The organism is Mesorhizobium sp. B2-4-19, from assembly GCF_006441315.1.
Taxonomy (GTDB): domain Bacteria; phylum Pseudomonadota; class Alphaproteobacteria; order Rhizobiales; family Rhizobiaceae; genus Mesorhizobium.
In genome coordinates, this window is record NZ_VFUV01000005.1 from 42,981 (window position 1) to 56,165 (window position 13,185).

Consider the following 13,185-nt stretch of genomic DNA (forward strand, 5'->3'; position numbering starts at 1 on the left):
GCTACCAGCCCCCGATGACCAGCAGCACGGCGCCGATCAGCACAACGATCTGGCTGCGCCAATCGCGGATGATGAAGACGACCGGGTCGTCATTCATCTCGTCGCGGCGCGCCAGTATCCAGACGCGCATGGTGAGGTAAAGCACGATGGGCGGCAGCGGCCAGATCAGCCACGGATGCGGGTAAAGCTCGCGCACCGCGACACTGTCCATGTAGAGCGCCAGAACCAGCGCCGAGGAGAAGGCGGAGGCCATGCCGGCCTGGGCGACGATATCCTGGTCTTCCGTGCGATAACCGCGCCCGGCAATGCGTTCGCCGTGCGGAATGGCGGTTGTGCGCAGTTCGACGAAGCGTTTCACCAGCGCCAGCGACAGGAAGAAGAAGATCGAGAAGGCGAGCAGCCAGAACGAGACGGCGACGCCGGTCGCGGCCGCACCGGCGATCACTCGGATCGTGTAGAGGCCGGCAAGCGTCAGCACATCGACCAGCAGCATGCGCTTGAACGATAGCGAATAGGCCGTCGTGACGACCATGTAACCGCCAAGCACCCCCAGGAATTCAGGCGACAGGAACAGTCCGGTACTGACGCCGATCGCCAGCAGCACCGCGATGGCGCCCAGACCGAACGGGATCGACAGCGCACCGCTGGCGAACGGCCTGTTGCGCTTGGTGACATGCTTGCGGTCGAGCGCCAGATCGAAGAAATCGTTGACGATATAGATCGCCGACGCCACCGCGCTGAACGAGACGAACGCCAGCAGGCATTCCCAGATCATGTTGGTGTTGAAATATTCGTGCGACAGCACCATCGGCACGGCGATCAGCGAGTTCTTCAGCCACTGATGCACGCGCAGCATCTTGATGATGGTTCTCAAGGTCAGCCTTGGCGCCGGCATGGTTTCGGCGCCATGCGCTGCCTGCCAGCGCGCCGCATGACGGTCGGGCGCGACGACGATTGCATTGCGCGCGGCGTCGAAGACCTGGAGATCATGGCGGCTGTTGCCGGCATAATCGAAGCCGCCATCGCCATAGGCTGATATCAGCGAGGCGCGCTTCTTGCCGGAGGTGAGATTGTCGAGGCCGTCGGTCGCCATCACACGGTCGAAAATGCCGAGATGGGCTGATATGGCGTCGGCGAATTTGCGCGGCGTACCGGTCGCCAGCACGATCTTGCGGCCTTCGCCGTGCTCGGCGCGCAACCGGTCGAGCAGCGGCGCGCGATAGGGCAGCGTCGCGGGGTCGATATCGATGCGCTGTGCGATCGCCTGCTTCAGCCGCGCCGGCCCGGCGGCGGCCCAGAACGGCACCAGGAAGATATAGAGCGGGTTCTTCTTGAGGAGGAGGAACATGCCTTCCCACAACAGGTCGGTCGCGATCAGCGTGCCATCGAGATCGACCGCAAGCGGTATTGCGTTCCTGTCCGACCGCGCATCCATGCCCGTCCTGCCCTGCCAGCCTATGATCCGGAAAGCCGGAATCCCGTTGAGCGCCGCTTTTCGGCGTCTTCAGGCTGGTATAGCGGGGGATGGCGTAACGAACGTTAAAACGCCTGGTTGCAGGCGGCTGCCGCGGCGGTATTTCCGGCGTCATTGTAAAACAACAGCTACCGGAAACGATAAAAGGCCGAGCAAATGCCCGGCCTTTCCAATCATGCCGCCCGGGTTACTTGATGCGGGCGACGCCGCCCGAGATTTCGACGGTTTCCGAGCCGGTCAGGGCTTCAAGGTCACCGTTCGGCAAGGTGACGAAGCAGCCGTTCTGGCAGAATTCGACGGTTTCACCACCGGCCAGCGCAAGTTCGGTCTTGCTGCCGCCTTCCGTCACGACCAGCGTGCGGGTCTCGGCGTCCTTGTTGACCGCGCTGGCGGCATGGGCCGAGCCGCTCACGGCGAGCAAGGCCACGGCAGCGACGAGAGACTTCCACATGTTGCAATATCGGTGTTCCCACCGCCTCTGTTGCATTTCGCAAGGCATTTTCGCCCTTTGCATGGGAGCTTATATGAGATGGAAGCTGAACCGCAACTGAATGCCGCATTCATGCCGCAATTGGTTTGGCCTGTCCGCAAGCATACGCCCGACCCTGTTAATTTCGCCGGCCGGCACGATATGATGCGAGGCGGCAACGGGCTGACGGGAACCGGCCCTAGCTGGGATCGGGCTTGCGCGCCTTGCGTCCGGATTTGGCGAGCTTTTTCGCTTCGGCCGCGGCTTCCACCTTCGCCTGTTCCTGTTCGGCGAAGTCGGCCTCGATCTTGTCGTCGTCGGTTGGCCAGGCCTTGGGCTTGTTCACCTCGACGACAGCGCGCGGCGTCGACGGGATCTCGATATGCTGGTCGTTGAATCTCTCCAGCACGGCAAAACGAATGTCGTTCTGCACCACGCTGCCGTTCATGATATCGGCCAGGAAGACGCGGATTTCGAACTCCAGCGCGGCCGCGCCGAAATTGGAAAACAGCACGAAGGGCTCGGGGTTCTTAAGCACCATCGCATGGCTGCGCGCGATTTCCAGCAGGAGGGCATGCACCTGCTTGACGTCGCTGCCATAGGCGACGCCGACCTTGATCTCGACACGGCCGAGCTTGTTGCGATGCGTCCAGTTGCCGACGGCGTTGTTGATCAGGTTTGAATTGGGCAGGATCACCGACTGCCGTTGGAAAGTCTCGATCTCGGTGGCGCGCACGCTGATCTTCTTGACCGTGCCGCTGACGTCGCCGGCGACGATCCAGTCGCCGACCTTGAACGGCCGCTCGGCCAAAAGGATCAGGCCGGAGACGAAGTTGGAGACGACATTCTGCAGGCCGAAACCGATACCCAGGGAAAGGGCACCGGCGACCAGAGCGAGGCTGGAAAGATCAATGCCCGCCGCCGATATGCCGACCAGCCCCGCCAGCGCCACACCGGCATAGCCGACAGCCAGCCGGATCGAGTTGCGCACGCCGGTATCGACCTTGCCGCGCGCCATCACCGAGCCGTCGAGCCAGCCCTGGAACCATCGCGTCAGGAAATAGCCGATGATGAAGACGACGATGCCCGAAAGAATGCCGGTGACCGAAATCGTCACCGAACCGATATTGATCCCTGTCGCCAGCTTGTAGGCCCAGGCCTGGATGTCGCCGGGCTGGAACCCCCACATCAGCAGGATAAGCGGCAGGAAAACCAGCACTATCAACAGGTTGATGGCAACACTGACGACGAGGCCGAGCTGGTCGAGTGCCGTGTCCTCGTAGCTGGAATGGGTCGACAGCCAGCGCCCGACGGTGGTGTTGGCGAACGCCCCTTCCTCGCCGATCGCCCGCGCCGACAGGAAGCCGATATAGGCGGTGATCAGCGCCGTGCCGGTGACCACGACCTGCAGCGAGACGAACAGGGCAAGGCCGATATAGCCAAGCAGGGCGGCGATGATGGTGAACAGGCCAAGCGCCAGCGCCAGATAGCGCAGCCATGCCGGCCATGGGCGCCAGCTTCCGTCGCGTGCCCTGAACGGCCGCAGCATCGCCATCAGGATCAGGATGATGCCGACGACAATGGTGGCGACGAAACTGCGCGCGATGGTCAGCGACAGCGGCGAGCCCATCTTGTCGTTGACGACAGACAGGAAGGTGTTGACGCTGATGACGACCGCCATGGCGGTGGACAGGCGCACCAGCCAGCGCGCCGCCCCGGTTTCGACCGGGATGAGGCGCCAGTTCGGCAACTGCGGCTCAAGCGCGGCATTGGTCAGCCGGTTGACGCAGAAGATCACCCCGATGGCGATTGCCAGAGCATTCAGAAAGACTCCGATGTCGCCGCGCAACACATTGTAATAATTGAAAAAGAACACCGTGGAGGCGAGGAATACGCCGACCGCCAGGGTCGGCAGCATGGTAGACCAGAAGGCCACCGACAAGCGGCTGAGATAGGACGGGTCCTCGTTGGCGGGATCGGCCTCGAATACCCGCCCGAACAGCCGCCGGCCGCCGACCAGCAGCACCAGCGCCAGGCCGAGCGCCACGAAGGTAGCGGCGAGGATGGCCTGGAACTTAAACTTGAACGCGAAGCTCAGCCAGGACGACACTGCCTTATAAAAGTTGGCGTATTCCTCCTGGGCGTCGGCGAAGACCTGCGAGCTCAGTGCGTCCGACAGCACGTAGCGCTTGGTCAAAAGGTTGCGGAACAGCGCGCTGCGCATGTTGCCGATCTTGTCGACCAGCCCGCTGATGCGGATCGACAGGTTCTGGGCGCTGGCGACGACCGAGTTGATCTCGGCCTTTTCCGACGCCAGCGCCTGGCGCTCGCCGGTCACGATGTCGGGCTCCTGCGGCTGGCCCGCCGCCGGCGGCGGGCCGAGCACCTCGGTGCGATTGTTGATGTCGGTGAGGCGCGTGCGAAACGCCAGCGCACTGGTCAGTGCCGCCCGCGATAGATCCTCCAGCTGCAGGCGGATATCCACGAGCGAGGCATCGTCCTCAGCGTCCTGCTGGATTTTCTTCTCAAGATCGTCGGTCTTGGCCGACAGGCCCTGGATGGCTTTCTGCTGATCGGCGATCAGGCCGATGGAGCCCTGGCCAAGCGCCTGCGCCATCGCCTCGAACGAAGGCGACGCCGAAATGACCAGCATGAAAACCAAAATGAGGCGAAGCAATCTCAAAAGCATGACTATCGGCGACTCGCGGCGGCAAAGGCACTTAAAAAGCCTGTCCTTGATAAAGACGGCCATATCGTGGGGCAAGCCGTCGCATCACAGCGTCGGCCAGTCGAAAGGCCATGGCGCAATATTGGCTTTGCGGATGCGGCCTGCTCTATAGTCTGCCGCATCGCCCGAACCGGATGACAATGATGGCAGAGTACTCGGCCTTTTCGCTGCTCGCGAACGCGCTCAAGGGAAACAAGGACTGGAAGCCGGCCTGGCGCAAGCCGGACCCGAAGGCTTCCTATGACGTCATCATCATTGGTGGCGGCGGTCACGGGCTGGCGACCGCCTATTATCTGGCCAAGGAGCACGGCATCACCAATGTCGCCGTGCTGGAAAAGGGCTGGCTCGGCTCCGGCAATGTCGGCCGCAACACCACGGCGGTGCGCTCGAACTATCTGCTGCCCGCCAACACCCGCTTTTACGAACATTCGATGAAGCTGTGGGAAGGCCTGTCGCACGAACTCAATTACAACGTCATGTTCTCGCAGCGCGGCTGCCTGAACCTGGCGCACACCCCGGCGCAGTTCGACGACTATGCCAGGCGCGGCAACGCCATGCGCCATCTCGGCGTCGACGCCGAACTGATGACGCCGGCGCAGATCAAACGCCTGATCCCGGCGCTCGATATCTCCAGCGATGCACGTTTTCCGGTGGTCGGCGGCCTGATGCAGCGGCGCGCCGGCACCGCCCGTCACGATGCGGTGGCCTGGGGTTATGCGCGCGGCGCCGACCGGCGCGGCGTCGACATCATCGAGAATTGCGAGGTCACCGGCTTCCTGCGCGATGGCGATCGCGTCACCGGCGTCACCACGTCGCGCGGCGACATCAGGGCCAGGAAGGTGGCGGTCGCCGTGGCCGGCAGCACCGGGCGCGTCATGCGGTTGGCCGGCGTCGAAACGATGCCGATCGAGAGCCATGTGCTGCAGGCTTTCGTGACGGAATCGCTAAAGCCCTTCATCGACACGGTCGTGACCTTCGGCATGGGCCATTTCTACATGTCGCAGTCCGACAAGGGCGGCCTTGTCTATGGCGGAGATATCGACGGCTACAACAGCTACGCGCAGCGCGGCAACTTGCCCATCGTCGACGAGGTGATGAGCGAGATGCTGGCGCTGTTTCCGGGCCTTGCGCGTGTGCGCATGCTGCGTTCGTGGGGCGGTGTCTGCGACATGTCGATGGACGGTTCGCCGATCATCACAACCGGTCCCCTGCCCGGCATGTATCTCAACTGCGGCTGGTGCTATGGCGGCTTCAAGGCGACGCCGGCCTCCGGCTGGACCTTTGCCTGGACCATCGCCAAGGATGAGCCGCACGATTTCAACGCGCCGTTCACCCTCGATCGCTTCCACCGCGGCCTCGTCATCGACGACAAAGGCCAGGGCGCGAACCCCAGACTTCACTAAGCAAGGCTGCATTAGGAATATCCGATGTTGATCACCTGTCCCTATTGCGGCCCGCGCGACGTCATCGAATTCACCTATCAGGGTGACGGCAACCGCGAACGTCCCGACCCGGCCTCGCAGAATTTCGAGGCGTGGAACGCCTATGTCTACGACCGGCTGAACCCGGCCGGCGACCACAATGAGATCTGGCAGCATTCCGGCGGTTGCCGCGCGCATCTGCGCGTCGTGCGCAACACGCTGACGCATGAGATTTCGAGCGTCGCCTTCGTGCGCGGCGATCATGCCTCGGCCGCGCGCCGCAAGGCGGAGGACAAGGCATGAGCCCGCGCCGCACCGACACCGGCGGCCGCATCGACCGGCTGAAGACGATCCGCTTCAGCTTCGACGGCGTTGCCTATACCGGCCATGCCGGCGACACGCTGGCCTCCGCCCTCCTGGCCAAGGGCGTCACGCTTTTCGGCCGCTCGTTCAAATACCACCGTCCGCGCGGCCTGCTGACCGCGGGCGTGGAGGAGCCCAATGCACTGGTGACGGTGCTGAAGGGCGAGGTGCGCGAGCCTAACATTCCAGCGACCATGGTCGAGATCCATGACGGGCTGGTGGCGATCAGCCAGAACCGCTTCCCTTCGCTCGCCTGGGACATCCATGCCGTCAACCAGCTCGGCGGCAAGGTCCTGTCGGCCGGCTTCTACTACAAGACCTTCATGGGACCGGTGATCGGTCCGCTGAAAGGCACGCGCTTCTGGATGTTCTGCGAGCACTTCATCCGCCGCGCCGCTGGTCTCGGCAGCGCCGGATCAGCGAAGGATCCCGCCCGCTACGAGCGCATGAACGCCTTTTGCGACGTGCTGGTGGTCGGCTCCGGGCCGGCCGGCCTGATGGCCGCCAAGGCGGCCGCCGATCAGGGCGCGCGCGTCATGCTGGCCGATCTCGAGCCGCGTTTTGGCGGTTCGACCAACTGGTCGGACGAAACCATCGATGGCGCGCCGGCAGCCGATTGGGCGCGCCGCACCGTCACCCAGCTCGAGGGTCGCGACAACGTCCGGCTTTTGCCGCGCACGACGGTATGGGGCTATTACGACAACAACACGCTTGCCGCGCTCGAACGGGTCAGCGACCACAAGGAACAACCCGCCAAGGGCGAGCCGCGCCATCGCTATTGGGCGATCCGTGCCAGATCCGTGGTGCTGGCCACCGGCGCCTTCGAACGGCCATTGGTCTTCCCGGGCAATGACAGACCGGGCGTGATGCTGGCGCATGCGGCGGAGCGCTATGCCAACGAGTTCGGCGTGCTGCCGGGCGAGCGGATCGCGCTGTTCACCAACAATGACAGCGCCTATCGCGCGGCCATCGCCCTGAAGAAGGCCGGTGCGGCGGTCGTCGCCATCGCAGACGTCAGGTCCGAGCTTTCGCCAGAGATGCGCAAGCTGGCCACGGAGGCCGAGGCCGAGATCTTTGCCGGCCACGCCGTCGTCGCCACCGAGGGTGGCAAGGCGCTCTCCGGCGTCAAGGTGCAGCGTTTCGACATGGTCACCGGCGCGCTCACCGGCGATGAGCGTAGCATCCATGCCGACTGCCTGCTGATGTCGGGCGGCTGGTCGCCGACCATCCATCTGGCCAGCCAGGCCGGCGCCAAAGCGGAATGGAATGCCGCACGCCAGGCCTTCCTGCCGCCGAAGCCGGCGCAGCAATGGATCGGAGCCGGCGCTTTTACCGGCAGTTTTTCCACGGCCGAGGCGATCGCCGAAGGCCGCGCCGCCGGCCTTGCAGCGGCCGGTGGAACGAGCACGCCGGCGGCATTGCCCGCGGTCGAAGCCGTCCACGGAGATCCCGATCCGGCGCCTGTCTTCGAGATCAGGGCCAAGGGCAAGAGCTTTGTCGACTTCCAGCATGACGTGACGGCGGAGGATGTCCGGCTGGCGCACCGCGAAGGCTTCGTCTCGGTAGAGCATCTCAAGCGCTACACCACGCTCGGCATGGCCACGGACCAGGGCAAGAGCTCCAATGTTCCCGGCCTGGCCATCATGGCCGAGGCGCTGGGCAAGCCGATCCCGGAAGTCGGCACGACGCGTTTCCGGCCGCCCTTTGCGCCGGTGTCGATCGGCTCGCTGGCGGCGGAGCGCTTTGGCGACCTGAAGCCGGAACGGCTGACGCCGATGCATGACTGGCACCTCGCCAATGGCGCGACCATGTATTCCGCCGGCCTCTGGTACCGGCCGATGATCTACGGGCTTTCAGGCGAAACGATCGAGCAGGCCTATGTGCGCGAAGCCAAGGCGACGCGTGAAAGTGCCGGCATCGTCGATGTCTCGACGCTAGGCAAGATCGCCGTGCAGGGCCCTGACGCCGCCGCGTTCCTCGACCGCGTCTACACCAACATGTTTTCGACGCTCGCCGTCGGCAAGGCGCGTTACGGGCTGATGCTGCGCGAGGACGGCTTCGCCTTCGACGACGGCACCACCTGGCGGCTCGGCGAACAGGATTTCCTGATGACCACCACCACGGCGAACGCCGGCAAGGTGATGCAGCATCTGGAATACTTCCTCGACGTGATCTGGCCCGACCTCAAGGTCCACGTCACCTCGGTGACCGACGAATGGGCGGGTGCGGCGATCGGCGGCCCGAAAGCCAGGCAGATCCTCGCCGCCTGCGTCACCGGCACCGCGGTCGACAATGCGACGCTGCCCTTCATGGGCATCGTCCATGGCCAGATAGCAGGCGTGGCGGTGATGATTTGCCGGCTTTCCTTCTCCGGCGAAATGGCCTTCGAGGTCTATTCCGGCGCCGGCCACGGCACCCATGTCTGGGAAGCGCTGATCGAAGCCGGCAAGCCGTTCGGGCTGGTCGCGTACGGGCTCGAGGCGCTGGGCACGATGCGCATCGAGAAGGGCCACGTCACCGGCGCCGAGATCGACGGCCGCACCACGGCGCGCGACTTGCATCTCGACTGGATGCTGTCGAAGAAGAAGCCGTTCATCGGCTCGGCCATGATGGATCGCGAAGGCCTGATCGCGTCCGACCGCCTGGAACTGGTCGGCCTGATCGCGCTGGACAACCGGCCGCTGAACGGTGGCGCGCACATTGTCGAGGCGTTGGACGAAGCCAATCCGCACGGCTCGATCGGCCACATCACCGCCTGCTGCTATTCGCCGGCGCTCGGCAAGCACATCGCGTTGGCGCTGGTCGAGGGCGGCAAGGCCAGGCACGGCACCCGCGCCCATGTCTCCGATCCGTTGCGCAATAGGTTCGGGCCGGTCGAGATCGTCTCCAACCATTTCTACGATCCGGAAGGGACCCGCATGCATGGTTGAGCGCCAATCCCCCCTCGAGCCGGCGTTTCATGTCGGCTCGCATGGCAATTTCGAGCATGGCATCGAGATCCTGCTGACCGAGACAAGGCCGGGCTCGATCGTGCAGCTCGCCGCCTGGCCGGGCGAGGAGAAGAAACTGATCGCTGCCATCCGCACTGTCACCGGGCTGGCGCTGCCCGACGGCGCCGGCGGCGGCTCGAGCGATGGCGTAAAATCGGTGTTCGGCTTCGCGCCGGGAAAATTCACCGTGGCCGACGAGGCCGAAGGGCTGACCGCGGCTTTTGCCAAGGCGGTGACACCGGCCATCGGCACAGTGACGGACCTCTCGCACGGATGCACCGCGATCCGCATCGCCGGGCCGAAGGCCGAGTGGGTGCTGGCGAAATTCTTCGCCATCGACTTCGCGCTGCCGGCCTTCCCCGTCGGCGCCGGTCGCTCGACCGCCCATCACGACGTCTTCGCCCAGATCCAGCGCACCAGCGCCGACCAGTTCGACATCTACGTCTTCCGCTCCTTCGCACTTTCGTTCTGGAAGGCGCTCTGCCATGCCAGCGAGGAAGTCGGCTACGAGGTGCAGTAGGCGGTGAGACCCAAAGGGGCTGCTTCTGGCCTCAATGCCGGCCGTTTCTGCCGCTAGAGAATCGCACCGCGGGTGGCCATTGTGGAAAACGTGGCCGCCAGATCGGCCCAAGGGATAAAAATCCCGTCTCAGGCTCGGCAAATTCGTTTGGTTCGAACATCTCCATGACCGCAGAACTATCCGCCGGCGCCACGGATCGCGCCGATGTGTCAGCCAGAGCCTTGCTCCTGCTACCGCTGACGGTCGCTTGCGGCGTGTTCATGACCAGCCTCGACCAGAATGTCGTGGTGACGGCACTGCCCGGCATCGGCGAAAGCCTTGCCCGCCCACCGAGCCAGCTTGGCCTGTTGATCACTGTCTATGTCGCCAGCCTGATCATCTCGATGCCGCTCGGCGGCTGGGCCGCAGACCGCTTCGGCCTGCGCAACGTCTACTGCTTTGCCTTGCTGGTGTTCGCCACCTCCTCGGCGCTCTGCGGCCTGTCTGATAACATCTGGACACTGGTCGGCGCCCGCGCGCTGCAGGGATTTGGCGGTGCGCTGATGGGCACGCTCGGCCAGGTCGTCATCCTGTCGAGTTTTCCGCGCAACCGGACGCTGAAGATCAACATGTATATCTCGGTCGCCAGCCAGACCGGGCCGTTGGTCGGGCCGCTCGTAGGCGGAGCGCTGACCACCTACATTTCCTGGCGCTGGATTTTCTTCATCAACGTGCCGTTCGCGCTGGCGGCGGCGGTCCTTGCCGCCTCGCTGTTCCCGACCGTGACCAGGCCCGTTCGCACGCGGTTCGATTTTCCAGGCTTCCTGCTGGTCGGCAGCGGCATGATCCTGCTGGTGTTCGGAATGGACTCGCTTGCCGCAAAGGACGCCGCCGGCGGCATGATCGCCGGCGAACTGGCGCTGGCGGTCGTCATCCTGTCGATAGCCTCGCTCTACTGCCTGCGCGTGCCAAATCCCCTGCTCGACCTCAAGCTCCTGCGCATCCGCACCTTCCGCATCTCCTTCCTCACCGGCGGCGGGCTGGACACGATCGGGCTGAGCTCCGTCGCCTTCCTGCTACCGCTGATGTTCCAGCTCGGCTTCGGCATGAGCGCGGTGCAGGCGGGATCGCTGACCTTCGTTGCCGCGCTCGGCTCGGTGATCATGCGTTTCTTCATGCCGCGCGTCCTCAACCGGTTCGGCTTCCGCCGTGTCCTGATCTTCAACACGCCTGTCGTTGCCGCCATGGTCGCCGGCTTTGCCTTGATGCAGGCGGCGACGCCGGTGTGGATCGTGCTTGGCTATATCTTTGCTTTCGGCGTCTTTCGGTCCGTCCAATGGGCCTCGACCGGCAACCTCGCCTATTCCGACATCGCCCCCGACCAGCTCGCCCGCTTCAGCGCGCTCTACTACATCCTCTGGCAATTGGCGGTGGCGGTCAGCGTCGGCCTGGCGGCGGCCATGCTGTCGTTTCTGGCCGGCCGCGGGCCTGCCGTGACCAATGATTTCCGGATCCTGTTCGCGATCGAAGGCATCATCACGCTCTGCGCGCTGCTTGCCTATTTCAAGCTGACGCCGCAGGACGGCGCCCATGTCAGCGGTCACGGCGCACAGCTGAATACGGAATAATGCATGTCGCCCAAAAGTGTGCAGCGGTTTTGGGACAACGGCATGCGCAAGAGAAAGTCAACCGCCGGCGGAGCTATTCGCTGAACGTCACCCACTCTTCCAGCGGCACGCGGTCGGTGCGGAAGGCGTTTTCCGGCTTGGAGATGTCCTCATAGCCGAGCGCCATGCCGCAGACGACGATCTCCTCGTCGGGAATGTTGAGCACCGGCCGGATCTGCCGGTGATAGGGCGCGAAGGCGGCCTGCGGGCAGGTGTGCAGGCCCCTGCCCCGCGCAGCGACCATGATGTTCTGCAGGAACATGCCGTAGTCGATCCACGAGCCCTGGTTGAGCCGGCGGTCGATGGTGAAGATCATGCCGACCGGCGCGTCGAAGAAGACGAAGTTGCGGTCGTGCTGGGCACGCATCTTGTCGACCTCGCGGCGGCCGATGCCGAGCGCGCCGTAAAGGCCGAAACCGTTGGCGCGTCGCCGCGTCAGATAAGGTTCGAAGAACTGGGTGGGATAGTAGCGATACTCGTCCCAGTCGGCCTTTTCGGCGCGGATACCGGAATTCAGAACGGCGTCCGAGATCCGCTGCTTGGTCTCGCCCTTAGTAACGTAGACCCGCCATGGCTGCATGTTGGTGCCGGACGGAGCGCGTGCCGCAACCACCAGAATATCGCGAATGGTGTTGTCGTCGACCATGTCGGGCAGAAATGCGCGCACCGAACGGCGCGACATGATCGCCTCGTCGACGATCTCGGCCTCATCCTCGATTCGAGCCTTCTTTTCCAACATGGGCCGTCCCTTCGCCATAGCGTCGATCGGACGTCCCCACTCGCCGCTCGCGGCGGAGCCTTTGCATGAACCGTCAAAATCCTGCAAGCAAATCTTGAGCATTGGTGAAAATCTACTTGATTTTTTCATGAGCTTGATTTCTCATGAAATTCGGATTGAATTTTTCATGAAGTGAGCGTTTTGGCGTCTCCTACCGCGCGAACATTGCAGGGACCTGACGAACGCGTGCTGGCTGGCGATATCAGGGCGCTGCGCCGGGCACGCGGGCTGACGCTCGCCGAAATCGCCTTGAAGCTTGGCCGTTCGGTCGGCTGGGTCAGCCAGGTCGAACGCGGCCTGTCGACGCCGTCGCTCAGCGACCTCAGGGCGTTCGCCGAACTGTTCGGTGTGCCGATCAGCCTGTTCTTCAGCCATGACGTGCCGGTCGAAAGCGAGCGCGGCGTGGTGGTGCGCGCCGGCAGGCGCCGCACGCTTGGCACCAGCGAATCCGGCCTGGTGGAAGAACTCCTGTCGCCCGATCTCGGTGGTAGTTTCGAGATGGTGCGCTCGATCTTCGCGCCGGGCGCGGAGATGAAGACCGAGCAGATGCGGCCGACCGAGGAAGCCGGCTATCTCGCCTCGGGTATTTTCGAGATCGAGATTGCGGGCGTCTGGCACCGGCTCGGCGAAGGCGATTCCTTCCGCTTCGAAGGCAAGCCCTATCGCTGGCGCAATCCAGGCACCGAGCCGGCGGTTGTCATCTGGGTGGTTTCGCCACCGGTTTATTGACATGCATGTCGCCCAAAAGTGTGCAGCGGTTTTGGGATAACGACATGCATCACAACAAAAAAGGAAG

Annotated in this window: 10 protein-coding genes; 6 read left to right on the forward strand and 4 right to left on the reverse strand. The window is 63.9% G+C overall.

Features of this window, described 5'->3' with window-relative positions; genetic code table 11:
• Position 1: 1 nt before the first annotated feature.
• The 3 genes from FJ546_RS10810 to FJ546_RS10820 form a co-directional block, all read right to left on the reverse strand.
• On the reverse strand, positions 2–1,435 hold the full coding sequence (locus tag FJ546_RS10810; protein WP_140889326.1) for a UbiA family prenyltransferase: 1,434 nt from the start codon (positions 1,433–1,435) through the stop codon (positions 2–4).
• 226 nt (positions 1,436–1,661) lie between these two features.
• Positions 1,662–1,925: a hypothetical protein gene (locus FJ546_RS10815; protein ID WP_027145877.1), complete on the reverse strand. Its 264-nt coding sequence runs from the start codon at positions 1,923–1,925 to the stop codon at positions 1,662–1,664.
• 217 nt (positions 1,926–2,142) lie between these two features.
• Positions 2,143–4,632, reverse strand: coding sequence for a mechanosensitive ion channel family protein (locus FJ546_RS10820; RefSeq protein ID WP_140889327.1), 2,490 nt, complete (start codon positions 4,630–4,632; stop codon positions 2,143–2,145).
• A 182-nt stretch (positions 4,633–4,814) separates the two neighbouring features.
• On the opposite strand from FJ546_RS10820, the gene FJ546_RS10825 reads away from it, so the two are divergent.
• From FJ546_RS10825 to FJ546_RS10845, 5 genes are all read left to right on the forward strand, one after another.
• Entirely contained in the window at positions 4,815–6,074 is a 1,260-nt protein-coding gene (locus FJ546_RS10825; RefSeq protein WP_140889328.1) for a sarcosine oxidase subunit beta, read from the forward strand.
• 24 nt (positions 6,075–6,098) lie between these two features.
• Positions 6,099–6,395: a sarcosine oxidase subunit delta gene (locus tag FJ546_RS10830; RefSeq protein ID WP_095772970.1), complete on the forward strand. Its 297-nt coding sequence runs from the start codon at positions 6,099–6,101 to the stop codon at positions 6,393–6,395.
• Positions 6,392–9,385 (forward strand): sarcosine oxidase subunit alpha, encoded by a 2,994-nt coding sequence (locus tag FJ546_RS10835; protein WP_140889329.1) that lies wholly within the window; start codon positions 6,392–6,394, stop codon positions 9,383–9,385. The genes FJ546_RS10830 and FJ546_RS10835 overlap by 4 nt, the downstream gene beginning before the upstream one ends.
• Positions 9,378–9,965: a sarcosine oxidase subunit gamma gene (locus FJ546_RS10840; protein ID WP_140889330.1), complete on the forward strand. Its 588-nt coding sequence runs from the start codon at positions 9,378–9,380 to the stop codon at positions 9,963–9,965. Before FJ546_RS10835 ends, FJ546_RS10840 begins: the two co-directional genes overlap by 8 nt.
• Positions 9,966–10,129: 164 nt before the next feature.
• On the forward strand, positions 10,130–11,572 hold the full coding sequence (locus FJ546_RS10845; RefSeq protein ID WP_140889331.1) for an MFS transporter: 1,443 nt from the start codon (positions 10,130–10,132) through the stop codon (positions 11,570–11,572).
• Between the two features lie 73 nt (positions 11,573–11,645).
• On the opposite strand, the gene FJ546_RS10850 is transcribed toward FJ546_RS10845, so the two are convergent.
• A complete protein-coding gene (locus tag FJ546_RS10850) occupies positions 11,646–12,350 on the reverse strand; it encodes a nitroreductase (RefSeq protein ID WP_181167898.1) in 705 nt (234 codons plus the stop codon).
• 204 nt (positions 12,351–12,554) lie between these two features.
• Here FJ546_RS10850 and FJ546_RS10855 point away from each other — a divergent pair, with 204 nt between their 5' ends.
• Positions 12,555–13,118, forward strand: coding sequence for an XRE family transcriptional regulator (locus tag FJ546_RS10855; protein ID WP_140889559.1), 564 nt, complete (start codon positions 12,555–12,557; stop codon positions 13,116–13,118).
• Positions 13,119–13,185: the final 67 nt, after the last annotated feature.